The 22,423-nt window shown below is 58.6% G+C and carries 14 protein-coding genes; 11 read left to right on the top strand and 3 right to left on the bottom strand.

Features of this window, described 5'->3' with window-relative positions:
- The first annotated feature begins 177 nt into the window (after nt 1–177).
- The 3 genes from THTE_RS16475 to THTE_RS16465 all read left to right on the top strand — a co-directional run bounded on the left by THTE_RS16475 (nt 178) and on the right by THTE_RS16465 (nt 5,317).
- Nucleotides 178–825 (top strand): TetR/AcrR family transcriptional regulator, encoded by a 648-nt coding sequence (locus THTE_RS16475; protein WP_095416465.1) that lies wholly within the window; start codon nt 178–180, stop codon nt 823–825.
- Between the two features lie 161 nt (nt 826–986).
- The gene (locus THTE_RS16470; RefSeq protein WP_095416464.1) at nt 987–2,228 is read left to right on the top strand and encodes an efflux RND transporter periplasmic adaptor subunit; all 1,242 of its coding nucleotides are present in this window, start codon (nt 987–989) and stop codon (nt 2,226–2,228) included.
- A complete protein-coding gene (locus THTE_RS16465) occupies nt 2,225–5,317 on the top strand; it encodes an efflux RND transporter permease subunit (RefSeq protein WP_095416463.1) in 3,093 nt (1,030 codons plus the stop codon). Before THTE_RS16470 ends, THTE_RS16465 begins: the two co-directional genes overlap by 4 nt.
- 36 nt (nt 5,318–5,353) lie before the next feature.
- On the opposite strand, the gene THTE_RS16460 is transcribed toward THTE_RS16465, so the two are convergent.
- Complete coding sequence (locus tag THTE_RS16460) at nt 5,354–6,268, bottom strand: DNA-methyltransferase (protein ID WP_095416462.1); 915 nt, start codon at nt 6,266–6,268, stop codon at nt 5,354–5,356.
- A 17-nt stretch (nt 6,269–6,285) separates the two neighbouring features.
- The gene (panD, locus tag THTE_RS16455; protein WP_237260162.1) at nt 6,286–6,765 is read right to left on the bottom strand and encodes an aspartate 1-decarboxylase; all 480 of its coding nucleotides are present in this window, start codon (nt 6,763–6,765) and stop codon (nt 6,286–6,288) included.
- A gap of 247 nt (nt 6,766–7,012) precedes the next feature.
- Here panD and THTE_RS16445 point away from each other — a divergent pair, with 247 nt between their 5' ends.
- The 3 genes from THTE_RS16445 to THTE_RS16435 all read left to right on the top strand — a co-directional run bounded on the left by THTE_RS16445 (nt 7,013) and on the right by THTE_RS16435 (nt 10,104).
- Nucleotides 7,013–8,062: a DUF1559 domain-containing protein gene (locus THTE_RS16445; RefSeq protein ID WP_168175881.1), complete on the top strand. Its 1,050-nt coding sequence runs from the start codon at nt 7,013–7,015 to the stop codon at nt 8,060–8,062.
- Between the two features lie 148 nt (nt 8,063–8,210).
- Entirely contained in the window at nt 8,211–9,566 is a 1,356-nt protein-coding gene (locus tag THTE_RS16440) for a tetratricopeptide repeat protein (protein WP_095416460.1), read from the top strand.
- Between the two features lie 217 nt (nt 9,567–9,783).
- Nucleotides 9,784–10,104, top strand: coding sequence for a hypothetical protein (locus THTE_RS16435; protein ID WP_095416459.1), 321 nt, complete (start codon nt 9,784–9,786; stop codon nt 10,102–10,104).
- 192 nt (nt 10,105–10,296) lie between these two features.
- Here THTE_RS16435 and THTE_RS16430 read toward each other — a convergent pair whose 3' ends face one another.
- Nucleotides 10,297–10,590, bottom strand: a complete 294-nt coding sequence (locus tag THTE_RS16430) for a transcriptional regulator (protein WP_095416458.1) — start codon at nt 10,588–10,590, stop codon at nt 10,297–10,299.
- A gap of 338 nt (nt 10,591–10,928) precedes the next feature.
- On the opposite strand from THTE_RS16430, the gene THTE_RS16425 reads away from it, so the two are divergent.
- From THTE_RS16425 to THTE_RS16405, 5 genes are all read left to right on the top strand, one after another.
- Entirely contained in the window at nt 10,929–13,925 is a 2,997-nt protein-coding gene (locus THTE_RS16425; protein WP_095416457.1) for a hypothetical protein, read from the top strand.
- 195 nt (nt 13,926–14,120) lie between these two features.
- Nucleotides 14,121–15,413 carry a lysylphosphatidylglycerol synthase transmembrane domain-containing protein gene (locus THTE_RS16420; RefSeq protein WP_157732180.1) on the top strand — a complete coding sequence of 431 codons (1,293 nt, stop codon included), beginning with the start codon at nt 14,121–14,123 and terminating at the stop codon, nt 15,411–15,413.
- Nucleotides 15,403–16,380 (top strand): glycosyltransferase family 2 protein, encoded by a 978-nt coding sequence (locus tag THTE_RS16415; protein ID WP_095416455.1) that lies wholly within the window; start codon nt 15,403–15,405, stop codon nt 16,378–16,380. Before THTE_RS16420 ends, THTE_RS16415 begins: the two co-directional genes overlap by 11 nt.
- A gap of 427 nt (nt 16,381–16,807) precedes the next feature.
- Nucleotides 16,808–18,346: a regulatory protein RecX gene (locus tag THTE_RS16410; RefSeq protein WP_095416454.1), complete on the top strand. Its 1,539-nt coding sequence runs from the start codon at nt 16,808–16,810 to the stop codon at nt 18,344–18,346.
- A gap of 123 nt (nt 18,347–18,469) precedes the next feature.
- Complete coding sequence (locus tag THTE_RS16405; RefSeq protein WP_095416453.1) at nt 18,470–22,420, top strand: outer membrane protein assembly factor BamB family protein; 3,951 nt, start codon at nt 18,470–18,472, stop codon at nt 22,418–22,420.
- Nucleotides 22,421–22,423: the final 3 nt, after the last annotated feature.

The raw sequence follows: 22,423 nt of genomic DNA, 5'->3' as shown, positions 1-22,423 counted from the left end.
TGGCGTATTGGTCTAAGCGAAGGACTGTCATTTCCGGTGAACCAGCGAAGAGGTGACTGCACGGGATGCCATCCCGGCCGGCAATCCTGGCGGACTGAAGACCTGAAATGTGAAGTTGCACCGGAAATTGTGCTGGCCGATCGACGCTGTAGAGACGATTCACCAATTAGGGGGGGTATGACGCCAAGCTTGACTGAAAAGTGTCGCGAACTCGCCGCCTCGGTCATGAAAGACGGTATCAGCCAGGCGGCGCTCGAGGTCCTCAAGCAGCACGGCTATGAAGGGCTGACCATGGACCGCGTGGCCGAGGTGGCGGGCGTCGCCAAGGGGAGCATTTACCACTATTTCCGCAACAAACAGGAGCTCGTGACCCACGTTTTCGAGCAAATCATCGAACCGGCCATTCGGGCGGGGGAAGAGATCGTCCAGAAAGCCTCTCCCGCTCTGGAGAAGCTTGAAGCCATGGTCCGCATGTGGCTGGAGTATTTTTCCCAGCACAGGTCTCTGTTCGACTTTTTGTTCCGCGATCCAGCCGTGCGGGAACTCTGTTTCACGTCGCAAAGGGCCAAGCACGGCCTGGCGATCGATCGCTTTCGGGCGATCCTTCAGCAGGGCATGGAAGAGGGCGTTTTTCGATCGCTCGACCCTGTGGTTGTGGCGGAAATGATCATTGGGGCCCTGCAATTCGTGATCGAGCGTCAGCTCGAAACGGGCGAGACGCGTCCCATTGATGACAGTGTTCAACGACTCTTGGACGTTTTTGTGCACGGAATTGGTGCCCCTAGCAAAGGTGTCGGTGGCAATCAGGTAGCCCCGGTGGGTTGAGGAGCATTCGCGTCGGCGGCTGTCCGCTGTGGACAAGGGAGCGGATCACCGCGAGACGCCCTTTGGACAGAGGATGAGGTGTCCCTTGCGAATGAAAAAAACGTCATTTGGAGGAGGGAGTGGAAGCGTCGCTTAAGAGAGGGCATCCAGGAGGATGAGGTATGACTCGTCAGAAGATATGGCAAAACGTAATCAGTTTGGGGATAGCGGCCCTGGTCGTCGCGGTGGGGGTGGTGATTGCTGTCCTTTCGGGCTGGATGTTCGGTGAGGAAAAGGACGGCCAAACGCCCGGGTCTTCCGAGACACGCCAGGCTGCCTCGGAGGCTCAGAATGCCGTGCCGGTGATTGTCCAACCCGCGCGCACCATGGTGTTTGAACAGCGGGTCCAGGTGGCGGGAAATATCCTGTCCAAGCGTTATGCACTCGTTTCCGCCCGGATACCGGGCACGCTGGACGCCATCTTCGTGGATGAGGGTGACCTGGTGGAAGCGGGGAAGACGAAACTCTTCCAGACCGATTCCGTGAAACTGACGCAGGCAGTGGCCATTGCCCAGGAACAGGTGACGGTGGCGGAATGCTCGGTGCGGGAGAAAGAGGCCCTTTTGGAAAAAACGCTGGTAGCGAAGGAAGTGGCCGAGGCCGATCTGGCCCGGTACAGAGACCTGTCGCAGCAAAGCGCCGTTTCCCGTCAGATGGTGGAGCACCAGGCAGCGCAGGTGCGGCAGTTGGAAGCCGATGTCCGTCATGTGCGGACGCTCATCGAGTTGGCCAAGGCTCAGCTTGAACAGGCCCGACTCAACCTGAAAATTGCCGAGAAGGACCTTGCCGATTCACTCGTGATTGCCCCGGTGTCGGGCCGGGTGTCGAGACGGATGAAAGAGCCGGGCGAAATGGCGGGGGCCGGAGAGCCTGTTCTCCGTATCGATGATCTTTCGCTCGTGGAGGTGAGCATCTTCGTCCCCTCCGAATATTACGACCAGGTGGTGGTTGGACAAACGAAGATGCGTGTCCGGGCGGCAGGGCGTGACCTGGGCGAATTGCCTGTCAGCTTCAAAAGCCCTGTTATCGAGCCTCGCCTGCGGACTTTCCAGGTGAAGGCGCTCCTCCAATCACCCCCGCCGGAAGTTGTGCCCGGCTGCCTGGCAGAAGTGACTCTTGTGCTGGCTTCCCGGCAGGGATTGGGTGTTCCCGCCCCGGCCGTTCAGCAGCGGGGGGGCCGGAACGTTGTCTTCGTAGTGGCGGAAGGAAAGGCCAAGGCGGTGCCCGTCGAATTGGGGTGGGAAACGGAAGGCTGGCGTGAGATCCGCTCGGGATTGTCGGCCGTTGTGCCCGTCATCACCACCGGCCAGTCGCTCGTGGATGACGGAACACCGGTCCGCGTTGTCAAGGAGGCAGGCCCATGACGATTGCCGATTTTGCCGTTCGCCGACCCGTCGCCACAAGCTGTTTGATCATTGGGCTGACGCTCCTCGGGCTCAACGCCTTCCGCAAGATGGGCCTGGAGCTGATGCCCAAAATTGACATCCCGTACATCACAGTGGTGACGGTCTATCCAGGTGCCTCTCCCGAAGAGCTGGAAATCGACGTGGCCAAACGAATCGAGGATGCTGTGTCCTCGATCGAAGGTCTGAAACACGTTTCATCCGTCTGCATGGAGAACGTATGCCAGACGCTCCTGGAATTCGAAATGGGTGTGGATGTGGATATCGCGGCCACGGACGTCCGCGAAAAAATCGACCTCATCCGCTCCGAACTGCCTGAGGATGTCGAAGACCCGATCATTCAGAAGTTCGACATCAACGCCAAGCCCGTGGCCACGATGGCGCTCATTGGTGATGTGCCGATCGACGAGCTGTACGACTACGCAGACAACGAACTCCGCGACCGACTCACGGTGATTCAGGGTGTGGCGGACGTTCAGCTCATCGGTGGTGCCAAGCGGGAAGTGCATCTGGAACTCGACCGCGACAAACTGGCTGCGCGGGGGTTGACGACGATGGACGTTGTCAAAGCCGTGCAGTCAGGCGTCAAAACGATCCCGGCTGGTCGAATTCGCGAGGGCGGCACCGAGTACTCCGTGAAGTTCGACGCGGATTATGAGACGATCGCCGGTCTCAATGGTCTGGAAATCGCCAATCAGGAAGGCCGCCGCTGCTATCTGCGGGACGTGGGTCGGGCCATTCTGGCGACTGAGGAGGTGCGTCAGCGGGCCACTCTGGACAATAAACCCTGTATCGCCATTAAGGTCGTGAAAAAGGCCGACGCTAATCCGGTGGCCGTTGCCAATGCCGTGAAAAAAGCGATCGACCGGCTCAACCGGGAACTGCCCGCCGGCATGAAACTCATCTGGGTGTCGGACGATGCCACATTCATCGAGGCCATGAACGCCGACGCGTGGAAAAACGTCGCTATTGGAATTGTCCTCACAGCCGCTATTCTCTTTTTCTTCCTGTATGAGATTCGGTCGCTCTTGATCGTTTCGATCACAATGCCGCTGACGATCATCATCGGCCTGTTCTTCATGCAGGCGATCGGTTACACGCTGAATACCTCCACCCTCATCGCGATCGGGCTTTCGGTGGGGATTCTGGTCACTAACTCGATCGTGGTTCTGGAAGCGATCATTAAACGGCTGGACGAGTTGGGCGACCCCAAGGAGGCTGCCCGCCTTGGCGCCAACGAGGTTTTCATTGCGGTCCTGGCCAGCGCCGTCACCAACGTGGTGGTGCTTTTCCCGCTGGCCGTGATGAAGACCCGGGTGGGGCTTTTCATCGCTCCTCTGGCGATGACAATGTTCATTCTCACCTTGGTGTCGCTTTTCATTTCCTTCACGCTGACACCCATGTTGTGTTCCCTCATACTTAAGCCCCGCACCGGGCAGCGCCGCTCCCTGCTACGTCGTCTTGCCGAGGCGTTCGACCGCTTCCTGGCGGCCAATGTTGCCGTTTATCGCCAGCTTCTCAGGTTCACCGAGCATTATCCCGTCGTCGGGGCGCTGGTTCTGCTGGCCGTCGTCGGTATGCTGGTGCACTCTTTCTGGGTGGCCGGGAAACTGGGGACGGGCTTCTTCACCGAAACCGACCGCGGAGAAGTCTATGTCCGCCTGGAGTTCCCGACTTATTACGATTTGGCAGCCACAACTGCCAAAATTCAGGAAGCCGAGGATCGCTTGAAAGACGTTCCCGAGCTGAAACATATTCTTACGACCATTGGCAAGGCGGAAGCGGTGTTGGGACAGTCCAGCGAGGGCGTTTATCTTGGCCAGATGTTGCTGGTGTTTTCGCAGCGGACGGAGCGGAAACAAACGATTTACGAATTGATGGATATCGTCAATCACCGCCTGCAGAATTTTCCAGATGCCCGTATTGTGGTCAGTCAGGCATCGCTCATTGGTGGGCAGAGCACGCCCGTGGAAATGGAAATCTCCGGCCAGGACCTGCGGGAGCTGGACCAACTGGCCCTGGCCAGTCTTCGGGTGGCCAGGGAAATCCCCGGCGTGCTGTCTCCTGATACGTCCGTGCGGGATCCCAAGCCGGAAATCCGCATCCGGCCACGACGGCCCATCCTGGCCGACATTCAATCGCCCGCCGTTGGATTGGGATTGACCCTCCGCGGTAATCTGGAAGGCATTAAGGCCGGAACGTTCAAGTCCCGCCAGACCGCCCGGAATTATGACATCGTCGTGAAGTTCAAGGAAGAGGAAGGCAAGGACCAGGTGGCCGGTTTTCTGTTTCCCGGAGCGGAAGGGCATGCTGTGATTCTGGCCACACTCGGGACTGTCGAAGAGCGTCGGGTTCCCATCCAAATCGTCCGCAAGGACAAGCAGCGGATCGCAAAAGTAACGGCCCAACTGGCGCCTGATCTGCCACTGGGCAAGGCCGCCCAGCTTATCAGTCAGGAGGTTGACCGTCAGGTCCAGATGCCGCCGGGTTACCGGTACAACTTCGGTGGAATCTACGAAACGATGCAGGAAGGATTGGGTGGGCTCTTCGAGGCGTTCATTATTTCGGTCGTCCTGGTGTTCCTCTCGCTGGCGGCGATTATCGAATCATTCAAACGCACCTTCCTCGTTTTGGTCACCGTGCCGCTGGCGCTGATCGGAACATTCTGGGCCCTGGGACTGACAGGGCAAAGCCTCGATATCTTCGCGGTGATGGGCATCGTCATGATGACAGGGATTGTGGTCAATAATGCCATTCTGATTGTTGACCAGTTCAATATCCTCCTGGCTCAGGGGGTTCCCCGTCATCAGGCGATGATCCAGGCGGCTTGCGATCGTTTTCGACCGATCGTGATGATCACGCTGGCTGCCGTTCTCGGCATGCTGCCGCTGGCGCTGGGACGGGGTATTGGAGCGGAGCCTCGTGTCGGCGTGGGGGTTGCCACCGTCGGTGGTATCCTGGTATCCGGAGTCCTCACGCAGATTGTGATCCCGATCCTCTATGACGTGGCCACGCGAGCAGGAAACAATTCCCGCACGGCTGCGGCCTGAGGTGCATGACCTGGTTACACACCTAAACTGAACGAGTCACTCGAAAAGAAGCCGGTAAGACTCGGGCACTTGGGCACGTCGCGGCGGCCGCCGTGAATTGTCGGAGGTGCTGCCACCCGACAACGGATCCGAGGAGCCTTCCAGCGGATCGCCCTCCTGGATTCTCGCCAACCGTTCCCGAATCTTTTCGGTGTACTGGGGCGAGATCTCGAATCCCAGAAACCGTCGCCCCAGCTTTTTCGCCACCGCCAGCGTCGTCCCACTACCTGCAAAGGGATCTACCACCAATTCACCGGGCCGGCTGCAGGCCCGAATAATACGTCCCAGAAGCTGCTCGGGCATCTGGCAGCCGTGAAACCCCTGCCGCTCCCGGAAGGTCCCACACACGCGGGGAAAATACCAGGTGTCCTCATTCGGCTGAAAGCCCTCCGGAAGGTCCTGCGGCCGAAGGATCCATGTATCGTCGGGGATTCGCCCCTTGGGATGCGCCCGCTTGTCTGCATACACCAGTTGCCGGGCCGACGGTACCCGAATCTCCTCGGCATTGAACGTAAATCGCTTGGGGTCTTTCACCCAGTAGAGAAGGTGCGTATGAGAACGGGTGAATTTGTTCTGGCAATGGACCCCGAACGTGTAATACCACACCACCCAGTTCCGCAACACCAGGCGATGCGTTCGCTGAATCATCACTTTGAGCTCGGCCACGTATTCATCCCCGATTGCCAGCCAGAACGTGCCATCGGGTTTGAGAATGCGGGCCACCTCCCGCGTCCAGCGCTCGCACCAGTTCAGATATTCTTCGTCATCGAGTTCGTCGCGGTAGATATCGTACTGGTAGCCGATGTTAAACGGTGGATCTGCAAAGACGAGGTCTACCGTGCCCGAGGGAATGCGCTGCATGCCTTCGATGCAATCCATGCGGTACACATCATTCTCTGGGAAAGCGGTCATGAGAGCCTATCGCGCATTCACTGCTGTGGATTCTCGGGGATGATTCGATTTTGCTGATCCACATGAACGATCCGGGGAGTGATCCCCCGGGAGGTCCCATCGTCCACAACCCAGTAGGAGAGGATGATGACCGGATCGCCTTTGGCCCCCAGTCGGGCGGCGGCTCCATTGAGGGCGACCACACCGGAGTCCGGGGGCCCCTCGATGACATATGTGATCAGCCGTTCGCCATTATTAATATTGAGCACGTGGACCTGTTCCCCGGGCAGCAGATCGGCGGCCTCCATGAGCCGACGATCGATGGTGATGCTCCCCTCATACTCGAGGTTCACCTCGGTTAGTGTTGCCCGGTGGATTTTCGATTTGAGCATTAGCCTTTGCACGGGAACCGTCCGGCCTTGTTTTTGAATATGAGATTGCACGAAACGCGCAAGACGAATGGCCATACCTGGAAAGAACGGCCCGGATTGCACCCGGCCAGGGGCAATCCGTGCCATCAAAATGTATTCTAAACCACCCCCGGAGGCCGGGGCAGTCCCAGGTACGCAGTCCAAATGGCGGCGCGGCGCTGTTTTGTCTGCCAGGATTTTCGCGAAGCTTTCGTTTGACCAGTTTGTTGAAATAGATGTAAACGCGAGTTATAATCCCATTGTCGTAATCTCGTTGGCTGCAATCCAAAACGGGAAGCTGGAGTTGGAGAGTAGGTTTTTCTAGTCCTGTAGGTTTCAGTTAGGAGTATGGACCATGTGCGTGCAGAGTCTGTTTATGCGCAATCGCGCTGGTGGGTCGAGTCGTAGGGGTTTTACCCTCGTCGAGCTTTTGGTGGTTATCGCCATCATCGGGATTTTGATCGCGTTGCTGTTACCGGCTGTGCAGGCTGCCCGGGAAGCCGCCCGCCGAAGCCAGTGCACGAATAATTTGAAGCAGGTGGCGCTGGCGATGCACAACTATCACGATGTGTACAAGGTATTTCCCCGCTTCTGCTACCGCCCTATTGATCCGGCTAACGCGCCCAATCTCCATTCGCACTGGAAAGGCTACAGCATTCATGTGCGATTGCTTCCCTACATTGAGCAGCGGGCACTTTTTGACACCATTCAAACAGTGGGCATGATGCAGGGGCTCGAGTGGTACAACGGAAATGCCCAGTTGACTGCGGCCCGAAGAACGGTCATTTCCACATATCGTTGCCCGTCTGATTCGGCTTTCCGGGGCAGCGCAGAAACGGGCAACTGCAATTACCTGTTTAGCTTTGGCAGCCATGTCGATTGGGGGTCGATTCAACAAAATGGCTTTGTGCAGCGGGACATGGAAACTACTTTTGCTGATCTCCGAGATGGCGCCAGCAACACTATTATGGCGGGTGAAGGACTCATCGGAGATAACAATAATTCCATTTACAACCCTGGCGATGTGGTCAGGGCACAAACTTACAGTGGGTCGACTCGCCTATTCCCCACAGAGGCTGATGTACAGAACTATGGTGTGCAATGCCAAGGCGGCATCACCAATCATCATAGCCATTCCGGGCGCGATTGGATCGCCCCGATGCCCACGCAAAGCGTCTTCAACACTGTGGCGCCTCCCAATTGGCAGTATCCAACCTGCCAGGAATGCAGTGGTTGTGGCTGGATGGATAGTAACGGATTCTTCCCGGCACGCAGCAGGCATCCGGGTGGCGTAAATCATGCCATGGGTGATGGAAGTGTCCGCTTCATTTCTAGCACGATCAATGTGCGGACGTACCAGTACCTTGGTGGTCGGGATGATGGCCAGGCCACCGGAGACCAATGACGCGTACCAGCGTAGGAACGGTGCGCTTTCAGGTCTCAGGGAATAACGATGAACGGGTGCGGGGTATTGCTGATGGCCTCGCACCCGTGTCTGTTTATTTTTGATCCCGTGTCAAATTCTCGAGTCGGCATGCAGGCGTTTGTCCACCATGTTCGGCAATTTCGTGCGGCGGGTAGCGCGCATTCATATTCTTCTTGCCATTCTGGGGTTTCTGGTGGTCATTGTGATTGCCAGGTCGTTTGTAGCCCGTCTGTTCACTGATCCGCTCACGCAGTTGGCTCATCCAAGTAGCAAGGCTGACCCAGAGTTTAAACAAGTCTGGGAACAGGCTCGAACCCTGTTGCAGCAAATTACGCACGCATTTCCCGATGATCCGCAAACTTGGAACTTGGCCGGACAGATTCATTCCAGATTTGGTCGGGCCAGCGATGCCAAAGCGTGCTGGAAACGTTGCCTGGCCATCGATCCGAAGTTTGTGGAGGGCTATCACAGACTCGGTTTTTTGGCGACCGAGGCAGGTGATTTCAAACTTGCCGCTGAATACTACCGACAAGCCTGCAAGGTCGATCCCAACTCGGCTGTTTACCCCACCCTTCTTGCTGAAGTTCTCATGCAGGATGGTCAACTGGAAGAGGCACGGCATGTCCTTGAAAAATGCTTGCAGAAGCATCCCGAGGCTGTGGCCGCCCGCGCCCTTTTGGCCCAGGTCCTCAGTCAGTTACGCGAAGATGGAAGCGCCATATTTCACGCCCAGCAAGTTGTTCGGGTAACGACGGAAGTCAGTAATGTTTATCAGGTCCTGGCGGTTTCACTGGAACGGCAGGGGCGACGGGAAGAGGCGGCTGAGGCGCGGAAAAAATTCCTGGAGCTCAAAAAGCTTGAGGAAGAAACCCACCGCAAGCAGTTGAAAGAGGATTCACCAATTGAAGCAGCGCGGCAGGCACTAGGTCGGGCCTACATAGGGGCAGCACGTATCTTTGCCGCTTACGGACAGTTCGATAACGCCCAGGCACTGCTGGCCAACGCTTCACGACTATGCTCGCAGGATGGCGAGCCGATGGTTCTCCAGGCATGGTTACAATACCAGTGCGGTTCGGCCAAAGAAGCGTTGCGTCTGCTTGAAGCAATAGCCGAGCAATTTAGAGACGAACCTGCAACTCTCATGGCGGTGGCGGAGTTAGCACGTCAATGGGGGGAGACGCAGCTTGCGAAGCGGGTGGGAACAAGGCTGATTACCATTCGCCCGCGGGAGCCGGCAGGATACGCCTTCCTTGCTGGTTTGTCTTTGCAGGATCCCACTGCGGAGGAGTCATTTGCAGGGCTGGTATGCGCGTTGAGGGCAGCGACGCTGGCGCCCAACGCGGAGAACTTTGCCCTGGTTGCGATGTGTGCCAAAAAGAGTGGGGACGATACGACAGCGAAAGCGGCCCTTCAGGAAGCGGAGCGTCTTGATCCCGATAACGAAATATACGCCCGCTTACTTAAGGAATGGTGGAAGGACTGAGTTTGGAAGAGTGGCCCAGTTAGAGTCCTGCTTGCCGGTGCAGGCCGTAACGGTTAGATTGAATCGGGGCCATAAGCCGTGTTTGTTTACTACCTGTTGCACTCCGCAGAGGTTTGAAAGCGAAGTAATTCCGATCGGGTTATCAGGCAGTTCTCACGTCCGCAATTAGCTTTCCTGTTAATGTGCTGTCCCGTACGTGCAGAAAGGAGGACCAATCATGTTGTGGAGGCTGAAATCGCTCGTTTGGATGTTGACGCTGAGCCTCTTGCTGATCGGATGCGGCCGGCAACAATCACAGCGTGTGGCACCGCCGAGTCCGGTGGATGACTTGAAGACTGCCCTCCAGCAGGTAGTCCAAACGGGTGAGGTGGGTAGTTCGGCAATGCTCATTAAAGAAAAAATAGAGGCCCTAAAGGCCACCGATGCTGCCAAAGCAGATGCTCTTGCCCAGGACGTGGCTGAATTAGAGAAGCTGGATGGAAAACCCCAGCAGGCCAAGGCGAAGGCCCAGGAAATGCTCAATAAACTGGGTTCTTAGCCGACCAGACGAGTGTCTGGAAAAGATGACGTCCCCGACGGGGAGGCGTCGAGACTTCCGCGGAGAACAAGCAGCCCTGGACTGAGGACGGACCTCGGTACCAGGGCTGTTGTGTTGGAGGAGGCAAAGGAGGTCGCAAGGAGGTCGTATGTTCGGGGCAGTCAGGCAGCCCGCCGACGGAAGTGTTCGTGGTCAGTCACCTTCGCGGAGTTCCTGAAGCTGCCGCTTGTATTCGTCGCGTTCGCGCCGGGTGGCTTCCAGGTCAAAAAGCAGATATTTCATGTCCAGTCGCAGTTCGGCCAGGGCATCCTGAACAAGGGAGAGAATCTGCCGACGGCGGCGGTTAGCATCGATTACTTTGTCAAAGGCGGGACGAAGGGCCTCACGATAGGGGGCGGGAAGCCGGTCGATGGCGGCCGCCAGTTCCTGAAGTTCCGCCGGAATCGCGGTGGTCTCAGTCGTTCGGGCTGGTTGCGGCTGCGTCATGGTTGCGTCTCCTCCAAGTGTTCATTCAGCTCTGCTGTCATTTCAACGCAGCCGCAACGCCAATCCCCGTTTGGGACACCGATGCGAAGCGCAACCTATTATCTAGCAACAACTTTCTGCAATCATGCGATTGTTCAGGGGAAGGTGGCCCCGTTGCCAAAACGCCACAACTGGACTGGCAGAAAACACCGCGTGTTGCTAAAAACAACACACCGTGGGAATCCCACAAAAGGAGCCGTTGTTACGCACTTATTGGCGGCGCTGTCGTTTTGACTGCGCATGGATGCTAACTTCGGCGGTCGTCTCCCGATAACTTCACAGGCCCTGTGTACTCACGGATGCCCTGGGCACGTTCAAGGATCATTTCACAGCGACTTCGCTTTCCCCGGCCGGGCACGATGGGGGACGTGCCCTTTTTGCCCACGGCACCGGCCACCACGAACAGCCACTTCGCAAAGCGAGCAACCGCTCGGAGTGACGCAAGCTGTCGGGCAATTGTGCTGGCTGTGACCTGCGTGTTTTGGGTGATCGGGGCCGGGTTCCTCCCAAAAGCCAACGCCCAGCAAGCGGGACCGCTTTGGACTCTCGCCGGCGGGGATGTCAGAATCCGCGAGGTGGTCCACCGTGTCGAAACCGGAACCGGATCACCTCCCCACGAGCAACTTGTCATCGAGGCGGGGACCGGGACGGCGGCGTATTATCTCTGTGCGGTGCAGCCTGCACCGGTGATTGCTGAGCTGCGTGTTCGCCTGCCCGTGTGGGCGGATCGGCCGGGAATTCAGGTATTTTTGTCCGTTGTACTTCCACGGGTTCGCCATCCCCAGACGGGAATGCCCCTCTCGCTTCTGGTGCCGGGAACACAAACGCGGGTTGCTGGCCAGTGGGAGTGGCTGACGGTATCTGACGTGCCCGCTGGACTGGAACGTGAAGCCCGGGCGATCCGACTCCAAATCCGCCGGGAGGTGGATCTTCGCGAGGCCTACGTAAACGGTGTGGTGCTCAATGTGTACGGAGGTCCGGGAAGGACGCAACTTCTCATCGGCCCTGTTGAATGGACAGGATATCTTCCCGGGCAGGTCGCTGGAGGGAACCCGGCAATTCTTGGCCCGAACCCTGGGGTTGGCGACTTTACCCTGGGCCAGGGGTCCCGGCAATGGATGAACACAGTGGGTGGCGTCACGACAGCGGCCTGGTCGGAGCCCTCAGACGATGCCGCGGCGCAACCACCGCTTGTGGAAATGGCGGGAAACGTGCTCCGTGTGCAGGGACGACCATTTTTTCCCCGTGCACTCGAATACCAGGGCGAACCCTTGGACTTGGTTAAAACCCTGGGCTTCAACACCCTGTGGATACGCAGCGCCGTGAACCGGGACCTGCTTTTGGAAGCACGCCGACAGGGCTTGTGGGTCATCCTGCATCCCGATGAAACGCTCTTGCCTTCTGGCGGAGTCGGGGGACGCACAATTGGGACCGATTTCCACGGAGTGCTGGCCTGGGACTTGGGAACGCAAAGTAGTCTGTGGGAGGTCCAGGCCCTCCAACAGCGCGCAGAAACTCTGCGGGGTCTTGACCCCTCACCAACCCGCCCGTTGATTGCGGAACCGCTCACGGACATGCTCCGCGCGAGTCGGGCGGTGGACGCGCTTCTGGTCGGCCGTGGACCGTGTTTCAGCGAAATGGAGTTTGCCGACTATATCGTCTGGTTGCGGAGCAGAAGCCTTTTAGCTCGTCCGGGCACGCCCATCTGGGTGGCAGTTCAGACGCAGCCCGATCCCGCGGTGTTGCAGCAGTGGCAACAGGCGGGCGCTTCGGGGGAGCGTCTTGATTGCATTCCTGCCGATCAGGTGCGACTTCTGACCTACCTTTCCCTGATTGCCGGAGCCCGGGCGATTCTGTTCCGTTCGCATTCGTCACTTGCGCTTGCGGACGATGCAACCCGGCAGCGGCGTCTGTCGCTGGAGCTGATGAATCGGGAGCTGGAATGGATTGAACCCTTTTTGGCGGGCGGACAGTTTGTCGCCCTGGTGCCCAGCAATGTGCCGGAAGTCGTGGGGGCCCTGTTTCGGGCGGAGCGGGCGCGTCTGCTGGTGCCCCTGTGGCTGGGAAAACATGCGCAGTATGTGCCGGGCCAGGCCGCCGTTGATGAGGTCACGTTCGTGGTGCCCGGCGTTCCCGAGTCGAGCACCGCCTACCTGCTGTTGCCGGGTTCGCTGGAGCCGGTAAACTCGGACCGTGTGGCGGGCGGAACGCGGATCACCCTGCGGGAATTCGGGCCCACGTCGCTGGTCGTGCTCACTCAGGATCCAGTGGTGCTCAATTACGTGATGGATCGTGCCCGGGGCGCGGGACCCCGCATCGTCCAGCTCGAGCGCGAGCTTGCGGATTTTACTTTTCGCAACGTCAAGAGTGTCCACGATCAACTCATTCGGGAAGGTCCTTTTATCCCACAGGCGGAAGCGTGGTTTCGGCTGGCCTCGGAGGAACTGGCTTCTGCGGATCGGGCGGCTGCTGCCGGCGATAATGCCGCGGCTTTCCGTCATATTCATCGCGCCTTGCGCCCACTGCTTCTCATCCGGCGGATTGATTGGGAAAGCGTGATCCCGGCGCGCGACCCGATCGTGACCTGGCCGCTGGCTACCCGATTTGACACCCTTCCCTGGTTGCGTCGCTTCCAGGAGCAACTGAATGCCGCGGTGTGGGGCGACAATCGGCTGCCCGGCGGTGATTTCGAGTCTGCGGAGCAATTGACGGCGATCGGATGGGAGCCGTTTCAACACGGGATGGAAGGCATCGCCGCGTCGGCTGAGGTTACCGCCTCTGCCGCACGTTCGGGCCGGATGGGGCTTCTCCTCAGCGTTCGCGGCACACAACCGCACATGGGGCAAGCCCTTGTGGAATCCCCGCCCCTTTGGGTCCACTCGCCACCGGTTTCTGTACGGCCGGGAGACTGGGTGCAAATCGAAGGGTGGGTTTTTATACCGCGGCCGATCACGGGAAGTGTGGATGGCTTTATGATCGTGGATTCACTGGGGGGTGATACGCTGGCTCATCGCATCAGCCAGACAACGGGATGGCGGCCTTTCCGCATGTATCGTAGGGTGGGCGAAGAAAGCACCGTTCGCATCAGCTTTGTCCTAACAGGGCTGGGAGAGGTATGCATCGACGACGTGGCCGTGCGAACGGTTTCGGCAGCATCTCCCCAGTCTCCACCGCCTCAGTCGGAAACCCCACTGGTTCCCGTGGTTCCGCCATCGCGGAACGAGCATTCCAATTCCGGTCCCCTGGCACGCCTGCCTTTTCTCAATGGCTGGATGGGGAATTCTCCTGCGCCCTGACGAATCGTTAATGCGCGGCATGTCCCAGCGACCAATCGCGCCCGTTCATGCCGCGAACCGCTACCGTGCCGGAACCGTGCGACCGATTGTCCTCCGCGATCGTTGGGCATTGGGTGAATGCCGGCTGCGTTTCGTCTTTTGAAATCTCATGACAGCGGTTAAGATGAAGCGTGGGGCTTGTGGAACGGGGTTGACGTGCGACCGACCGTTGTCCACGGTCTGCTGAGATTGCGTCCACGTGGTGTGAAGCTAACGGGGCCCCACGGGAGATATCGGACATTTGCCGATCAACTGGGAATGTATCTCCGCACAATTTGCGGAGCGAACCTCTTTCGGCTGCCGGGTGGTTTCGTGTCACAGAAGTGCGAGGAGACTCCTGACCGACCCACCACCTCGGCGTCTTCCACGCGTTGCTGGAGACGCTGGGGTCTTTACGCCTTGCAGGCCGCCCTCACGGGGGCCATCATATGGGCCCTGTGGCACGCCGGGAAGGATGCGCTGGGAGAGTTACGGCAACTCGGTGAGCGCGGTATCCCGTTGCGGGTGTCCTGGGGATGGTGTGTTGCTGCCGGGATGTGCTACGCGGCGAGTCTTTTGCCTGCGGCCTGGTTTTGGGGCAGGGTCTTGCGCTCCGCGCAGCAAAAGACCTCTTTCGGGAAGGTGCTCCGGGCGTACCTCGTGGGACAAATCGGCAAATATGTGCCGGGTAAGGCCTGTGTGGTTATCGTGAGGACTGCGCTTGTGGCGGGGAATTCAGTCCAGCCGGCCATGGCGGCGGCCAGCGTTTTTGTGGAGACGCTCACGATGATGTCGGTGGGTGCGGCGCTGGCCACGCTGTATCTGGTCGTCTGGGCTCCATCCGATTCACGGTTACTGTGGACCGCCATCACGCTGGCTGTGGTGGTCACGATTCCCACCCTGCCCCCGTTTTTCAAGCCGATTCTGCGGCTGCTGGCAACTCGGGGCAATCGGCCGGAGGTGCTCACCGCTATCGATCGCATCAACTTCGTGCAACTGTGGGAGGGCTGGGCCGCCATGCTGTTACTGTGGGTGGGGTTTGGAATAAGCCTGGGGCTGGTGTTGCGGGCGATTGAACTTCCCGGATTTGAGTTTGCCCCCTCAGGAAGCGCGATCCTGGAAGCGGTTCCACCACTGGTGGCCTCGGTAGCCCTGGCCACGGTGGGGGGATTTCTGATTCTCTTTTTGCCCGGCGGGTTGGGGGCCCGCGAACTCATCCTGGCGGCCGTGCTCGCCCCTTACCTCGCGTCGCGCTGGCTGGTGGGGCAAGGAGTCTCGGGCGAGGTGGTCGCGCTCGTCGCAGCGGTGATGCTAAGATTGGTGTGGCTTGCTACCGAGATCGTTCTCGCCCTGGTGATGTGGTCACTGCCGTATTTGGCTGGGGGCTTTCGGAGGATGCATCCGGCGATTGAGAATTCGTCTTCACCCCCTCGCGAAGTCAGAGCAACCAACGACGGTCATGGCTGGTGAGCTTTCCATTGTCATTCCTCTGCTCAATGAAGCGCAAAGTCTCCGGCAACTTTATGCCGAGATCAAAACCGTTTGCGAGGCAGAGGGGCTCGATGCCGAGATCATTTTCGTCGACGATGGGTCCACCGACGGGAGCTGGGAGATCATCCGCGAACTGGCGGCGGGTGATCCCCGTGTGCGTGGCCTGCGATTCCGGCGGAATTTTGGAAAGGCCGCCGCGCTTACGGCGGGCTTTTCTCGGGCAACCAAACCCCGCGTGATGACGCTGGACGCCGACCTACAGGACGATCCTCGGGAAATTCCCCGCTTTCTGGCGGAACTGGAAAAAGGCTGGGATCTGGTGAGCGGTTGGAAGAAAGTACGGCATGATCCCTGGCACAAGGTCTGGCCCTCCCGCGTCTTCAACTGGCTGCTGGGTAAGATGTCGGGCGTGTATCTCCACGATCACAACTGTGGCATGAAGTGTTACCGCCGGGAAGTGCTGGGCGAAATTCACATCTATGGAGAACTGCACCGATTCATTCCCGTTCTTGCGGCGGCGCGCGGCTTTCGCGTTACGGAGATCCCCATTCATCACCGACCGAGACAGTTTGGCAAATCCAAGTACGGGGCGGCACGGTTCGTGAAGGGCTTTCTCGATTTGCTGACCGTCAAGTTCCTGACCGGCTTTGGGCTCCGCCCCCAGCACTTTCTGGGAACTTTTGGACTGATCTCCTTTGCGCTGGGAGCATTTATTTTGGTCATGCTGGCCGCCGAATGGTTTTTCTCTCGCGTCATTCCGGGCGTGGAGGTCGTCAATTTGCGGGACCGACCCCTCGTCATCTATTCCGTAGCCCTGTTGCTTCTCGGTGCCCAGCTCATCAGCGTGGGCTTCCTCGCCGAGTTGCTCACCGCCTACCACGTGAAGCAGGAACGAACGTACTCGCTGGCGGAGGAGATTGGCGGCCCCACGCGGAGCGGAAATTGAATACCCACCCCAGATGACACGGCTGCCGGCCTGGGCAGATGGGAGACTCCGCGAATTATTGCGCCCGGCGGTGAACGGGCACGAACGACTCCGATCCGCTCCGTCGGGGTGATAGTTGAACGAGGGTGGGCAGTTCGTGCGGTAGCCGCCTCAAAATCGAGAAACACCCCATTCCACGACCTGCGTCTTTTTAACGGCGGGCGGTGCGGATTATCCTATACCAAGGGAGGGAGATGCAGTCGCACGCCCGATGTGATGGCTTCCCCACCGAATATCGAGAAGAAAGGAAACGGGCTGCTACCGCGTTGCGGTTGGCCATGGCCTAACACCTTTGGATGTGAGGGCCGGCCGGAGGTGGACAATACGTCACGCTTGATGATGGAGAAAGTTATCCGAAAATTACGGAACTGATTCGCGCGGAGATTCGATGAACTTCGAGCAGAAAACAGATTGCGTGAGTAGCTTTGATGTCCGGAGTGGTTGCACCATTCTGATGGTCCTGGCGGCAGGGATCATGCTGGGACGGATTTTCGCGGTGGATTCCGTCGATGTTTATCAGTTGGAACGCCAGCGACTCAATGAGATTCCCCGCCGACTTGAAGAAAGGCGCGCTGAATTGCAACAGCGGGGGGTCAGTCCGGAAAAAATCGAGAGAGAGCTCGAACGGGTCGAGCGTGCCCTGAGAGAAGCGGCCGTTCTGAGACGGCCTTTTCTGAGTGCGAATGATCGCAGTCGATGGTGCACGGTGCGGGCCCTGGTTGAACCTGACATGCGGGTACCGGGGGCCCCGTATGCCATCGACCGCGTCATTCAGGAAAGATTGTGGGACACCATCGATATGGTGAAGCACAACGGGCATCTCTATTCCAGCAAGCCCCCCCTTTTTGCGACACTCGTGGCGGCGGAATACTGGGTCCTCTACCACGGGTTTGGATTGACCCTTGCCGACTATCCTTACCCGGTGGCGTGGATTGTGCTCATCACGTTTAACTGGCTGCCCATGCTTGTTTACTTTTGGAGTATTCAGCGCCTTGTGGAGCGGATCACTTCCAACCCATGGGTTCAGCTCTTTGTGACGGGAAGTGCGTGTTTTGCCACGTTTGTGACGACGTTCGTTAACACTCTGAATAACCACCTGCCGGGCGCTGTGTGCGCTGCGGTGGCTGTGGAGCTGGCCGCGAGAATCATTGCGGATGGCCAGCGCCGCTGGTGGCTTTTTGCACTTTTGGGATTGGTGATGGCCTTGGGTGTGACGTTCGAGTTACCCTCGCTGATACTCTGGTTGTTGCTGCTGGTGATCATCGCGCGGTTCGTGTTTAAACCGGTGCTTCTATGGTATTTGGTGGGGAGTGCCGTGGTGTTTGCTGCCTTCTTTTACACGAACTGGCTGGCCCACGGGACGATCTCACCCCCCTATGCGCATCGATCGGGCGAACCAGGCGAGAACTGGTATGACTATGAATATGAAGTCCGCGGACGAAAAATCGACAGTTACTGGCGCAATCCGGTAGGTATTGATAAGGGAGAAGCATCGGCCTGGGTTTATGCGTTCCATGTGCTGGTAGGGCATCACGGAATTTTTTCGCTCACCCCGTTGTGGCTGCTGACCATCGCGGGATGCTGGTGGGGATTGCGGTCCTCGCGCGGGCCAGAGCAAAAACTCATTCTGCTGGCCATCGTGTTGGCTTCCGTGATCTGCGTTGCGTTTTATATTTTGCGTCCGCAGCCGGATCGAAGTTACGGAGGCATGACGTGCTGTTTTCGCTGGGTCCTGTGGCTGGCTCCGCTGTGGCTTTATGGGATGGTTCCCGCGCTGGAGCGGCTTGCATCCACGAGACTGGGGCGTGGACTGGCCCTGCTCTTGGCGGCTGCATCAGCGATGTCGGCGGCCTATCCCACTTGGAACCCCTGGACGCACCCCTGGCTTTATCAATGGCTGGAATCGGCTGGATGGATCAGTTACTGAAGCCATGGAATGGAAGCGGCCCGGTTACCGGCTACACGGCGGTGATGCGGCTCCCCAACCACGGATAAGTTCCGCCAGAAAGAAAAAGCCTTCCGCTGTTTCCCACCGGGGAGGCGAAACCTGATGATCTGCATGACGATGTGCAATCAACAAGGCGATCGCCTGCGACGCTACGGGAGTGCCGTAGGCGATTCCGCAGTCCAATCTTTGCCAGACATTGTGGGCAGAACCGCGATTCTATTCGGCAATTTGTTTCGAGGGTCGGAGTCTGTGGGACTAACGGGTCGAGCAACCGGTGGGAGAAAATGGATCGAACAAAGCATCTGCCACGTTGTTGCTCTTGTTTTGACATGGGGTGTTTTGACGAACTCAGTGTTGACCCATCTCGCTTGGGCCGCAGAAGAAAACCCCGGTAATGTTGCCAGCGGGGACCTGTCGCAGCCCGAGAACGGAACCAACCACCCATGGCCGCCTTACGACCCGCGCTGGTTTATCGAGGCCTGGCAAAACGATGAGGTGGTCACAGAAAGTAGTCTCCGGTCGATCCTGGAGCGCGTTCCCGGGCAAGGTTACCGGATAGATCAGACGAGGGAAGGCCCCTGGCCTGTTCGGTTCGTCGAGGGTGTTTTTCGACTCACGCCGCATTTTGATCAGGACCAGTGCCTCAAGATTGGCCTCGTCCGTCCGGAGAATCTTTCATTCTTCGTGGTTGCAGGGAACCGCGTGGTTGAGCTTCGCTATCATCCGAGCTTTTATCAGGCGTGGGCTGCCTACGTGGTGGAGTCCGATTTTCGGCAAAGGCCAGACAGACCTCAGCGGTTGGAACTTTGGGGAACCGATCAGGGACGCTACAGGCGGAGCGGACTGGGCAGCGTCATGCTTTTTTGGAATGGAAAGGAATTGGTCCTGGCTCGCGGGCCGCTGCGGTTACTAACCGTGCCTTTCTCCGGTCCACCCGAGGAACTCTGGATGGTGGGAAAGACCCGGTTGCGCGAGCTGCGCTGGCTCTCCGGGATACCCATTCCTCCCGATGAGGCACCCTCATTTTCGCAGGACCCTGGTTCTAAACCTCCTTCGTCAGCGGTTTCTTCTCAGGCAGTTTTGCCTGCGGGAAGTTTTGGCTGGTCTTCCTGGAAGAGTTTTCCAGGGTTAGCACTCAATTTGGACGAACAGGGCCGTGTCGAGTTCGTTGGAGTGGACGTGAAAGAGCGTGCATACGCAGGGTTTCCGGTGCCCCCTGTCGGAGCCCTGGAGATCGTGCTCAAATTCCATCAGGTGACGCCGGGCACGGGATTTTTCGTGGCGGATCGAGATCGCCGGCCCATCGCCGGATTGGGATTTTTCAAAAGGTCGGGAAGATCGGAACTGGTTTTCGGCTTTCACTCCGCCCAGGATGATAGTTGGGAGCGCGGTGCCGATGACAACCAGGTCGTGCCCCTGGTGGGTGAATCGCAGTGGTTCAAATTGACCATCGCCGCCGGTGTCGTCAAGTGGTGGTTCAGTCCCGATGGCAAACATTGGTCGCTTGCGGCACCGACTGCGGAAAACTGCGACCGCCAGGTGGCCTGGTGCGGCTTATTTTTGACGCGCGGTCAAAATCGCCGGATTGTACTGGAATCGCTTTCTCTGCAGCCGTTGCTCGATCCTTCCGAGTGGTGCGACGCGGAACTTTTCGCGCAGGTGCCACAAGAGGTGTATCAGGAGTCCGACTGGACGAGGTGGTGCGAGGCCGTTTTCCGAAGTTGCCCCGACGTGGAGTTGTCCCGGTGGTTGGCGGCCTGTTGCGTCAAGACCCTTCAGCAGAATCCCCCCAGTTATCTCGGCCAGCGTGTTCTGGAGATGCTCTGGGATGTCATTACAGAATCCCGCCTGCCAATTGGCAAAAAACTCGCTACGAGTTCATTTCTGGCCGGGTTGAGTTCGTCCCGCGATTGGGGGATTTACGAACGGCTTCCCAATCGGATGGTCCGAATGATGTGGGACGAACTGAGGCGGAACGAGTGCCCTGCCTTCACTCTGCTGAGCGATTGGTTCTTGCGGTGTCCCTACTGGGCGGAATGGCGGCTGCCTGCGTTTCCGGAGGCTCTGTTTCGGCAGGAGTTGTTTGCGGCACTGGCGGCCCATGATGGGACGCATCTGGCGCGCTTGGGTTACACCGTGCAATGGGCAGCCGTCCCCGGCAGCGACGTGGTTCCCGATTCACTTCGATACCTGGCGGGTGTCGCGCTACAGAGGAGCCGTACCGGTACCGCTACGGCTGCCGGAATTCTCCAGGACAACTTCCCCCGGGTAATGGAACCGCTTCAGGTGGATATCGGCAAGCCTGCGTACAATCTGGTCCAGGAACTGAGTGCGATGCTGGATCACGGGGACGTTTCGGGGGCGGCCCAGCGAATCCTTGAGGCGAGCGCCAACGAAACGGAAGGTTTCTTCCCTGCTTCCGACGACAACGACCTCTGGTGCAGTTTCCCGCTCTATCTGGAACGCCTTGCCTCCCGTTTTTCGGGGTTTTCTCAGGCTCTGGCAGGGTTGGCTGTTAAAGTCGGCCAGATTCAATTGGAGCAGGCAAAGAATAATGGCCGGGAAGATCTTGCGGAAAATGTCGCTATGCGGGTACCGGGGACAACTGTAGCGGCCTGGGCGGCGATCTGGCTGGGCGACCGGCGGCTGGTATTGGGACGCATGGCCGAGGCCCTCGCCTATTACCAGCGTGCCCGATCAGTGCCCGACGCCGCAATTCAACAGGAAGTTCTCCGTCGCCTGAAGCTGGTCATGTCACTCGTGCCTGCCTTCGGCGAAGTGGACTCGCTGGCCCAGTCCAAGCCCAGTAGCGAGCAGTGGATTTTTACCACTTCGGTAAACAGTTGGGAAATTGGCCCCCTGGAGATTCGTCCTGGAGTATCGGTGGAGACGCCGGGTTTGAGGCGGCCTCCTTCCTTTCCGGATCGGGAGATAGACTGGCCGCGAGCGCAGATGAGTTTTACTCCGCTTGACGATCTCCTCCTCGTGGACGCACAGTCAGATATCCGCGCTTATGCCAGGGATGGGACACTTGTGTGGGGGCAGCAATCGACGATTCAGGGCGATCAGCGGGCGCCGGCCATGGTGCGGATGAAACCGCTCGTTCACGAGGGCCGCCTGATCGCCCGGCGATGGGAGCAACGGGGGACGGAACTCGTGTGCCTTGATCTGATCGACGGGCACGTGGTCTGGAACTGCCGTCCCAAAGGTGACGTCGTGTCCGATCCCTGGCTGGTGGGAACGGATGTGTACGCCATTGTGGCGTCCGATATGGAGAGCGACCGCATCGAGCTTGGACTGGCCTGCGTGGATCCCGAGCGAGGGCGTCTCCGTGAATTCACGAAGTTGTTCAGCCTGCGAAATACGATCAACCAACCGGTCGATTGTCAGGTGACGGCGATTGGGCCACAATTCGTGGGGCAGGTCCGGGGAGCGGTCTTCGCGGGAGACGTGACCGGTCGGGTCGCATGGTTGCGGACGGTGCCATGGGTGGCTCCGCCTTCTGACGGGTGGTGGCCTTCTCAGCCCTGGTTTTATCAGGACAACCCTGCGCCACTCGTTTGTGGAGATACGGTAATCGTCACAGGTCGGGGAAGCTGGTGCGTGTGTGCAGTTGCGCTCTCCGATGGAACGCTCAAATGGTGTCGCCCGCTGGGCCGGCTGCTGGGAATTCTGGGAGAATCCGGGGGTAGGCTTTACATCCGGACGGAGAACGGTCTGGCCATTCTTGAGGCAGCGTCGGGACGGTTACTGGCGGAAATCGAACATCACGATGTGGACGAATGGCTGCGGGTTCACAATCCCGATACCATTGTGGCGCTTCAGCTGAGGGAAAATCCCCAGGAACGCCCGGCCGTACTCCAGATGACTTTTTACGGCATCACAGATGGTCGATGTGTTGGGTACACTCAGGTTCCGCTGCCCGAGAAAAAAACTCCCTGGATTGGGCCGATCGTACTCTGGGATACCGAACTTCTGCTCTTCACGGGCCATCCTTCAAGCCCCGCGAGGCGAGCAAGCTATCAAATCGGCGTTGTCTCCGACGGAGGATAGGGC

It is taken from the genome of Thermogutta terrifontis, from assembly GCF_002277955.1.
Taxonomy (GTDB): Bacteria; Planctomycetota; Planctomycetia; order Pirellulales; family Thermoguttaceae; genus Thermogutta; species Thermogutta terrifontis.
Note: the sequence above shows the minus strand (reverse complement) of the source record. Positions and strands in the feature narration are given on the sequence as shown.

Bases quoted from the DNA above. Each gene is read 5' to 3' on its own strand.
- THTE_RS16475 (WP_095416465.1), top strand. From the start codon at position 178: ATGACGCCAAGCTTGACTGAAAAGTGTCGCGAACTCGCCGCCTCGGTC.
- THTE_RS16470 (WP_095416464.1), top strand. From the start codon at position 987: ATGACTCGTCAGAAGATATGGCAAAACGTAATCAGTTTGGGGATAGCG.
- THTE_RS16465 (WP_095416463.1), top strand. From the start codon at position 2,225: ATGACGATTGCCGATTTTGCCGTTCGCCGACCCGTCGCCACAAGCTGT.
- THTE_RS16460 (WP_095416462.1), bottom strand. From the start codon at position 6,268: ATGACCGCTTTCCCAGAGAATGATGTGTACCGCATGGATTGCATCGAA.
- panD (WP_237260162.1), bottom strand. From the start codon at position 6,765: ATGGCACGGATTGCCCCTGGCCGGGTGCAATCCGGGCCGTTCTTTCCA.
- THTE_RS16445 (WP_168175881.1), top strand. From the start codon at position 7,013: ATGTGCGTGCAGAGTCTGTTTATGCGCAATCGCGCTGGTGGGTCGAGT.
- THTE_RS16440 (WP_095416460.1), top strand. From the start codon at position 8,211: ATGTTCGGCAATTTCGTGCGGCGGGTAGCGCGCATTCATATTCTTCTT.
- THTE_RS16435 (WP_095416459.1), top strand. From the start codon at position 9,784: ATGTTGTGGAGGCTGAAATCGCTCGTTTGGATGTTGACGCTGAGCCTC.
- THTE_RS16430 (WP_095416458.1), bottom strand. From the start codon at position 10,590: ATGACGCAGCCGCAACCAGCCCGAACGACTGAGACCACCGCGATTCCG.
- THTE_RS16425 (WP_095416457.1), top strand. From the start codon at position 10,929: ATGCCCTGGGCACGTTCAAGGATCATTTCACAGCGACTTCGCTTTCCC.
- THTE_RS16415 (WP_095416455.1), top strand. From the start codon at position 15,403: ATGGCTGGTGAGCTTTCCATTGTCATTCCTCTGCTCAATGAAGCGCAA.
- THTE_RS16410 (WP_095416454.1), top strand. From the start codon at position 16,808: ATGAACTTCGAGCAGAAAACAGATTGCGTGAGTAGCTTTGATGTCCGG.
- THTE_RS16405 (WP_095416453.1), top strand. From the start codon at position 18,470: ATGATCTGCATGACGATGTGCAATCAACAAGGCGATCGCCTGCGACGC.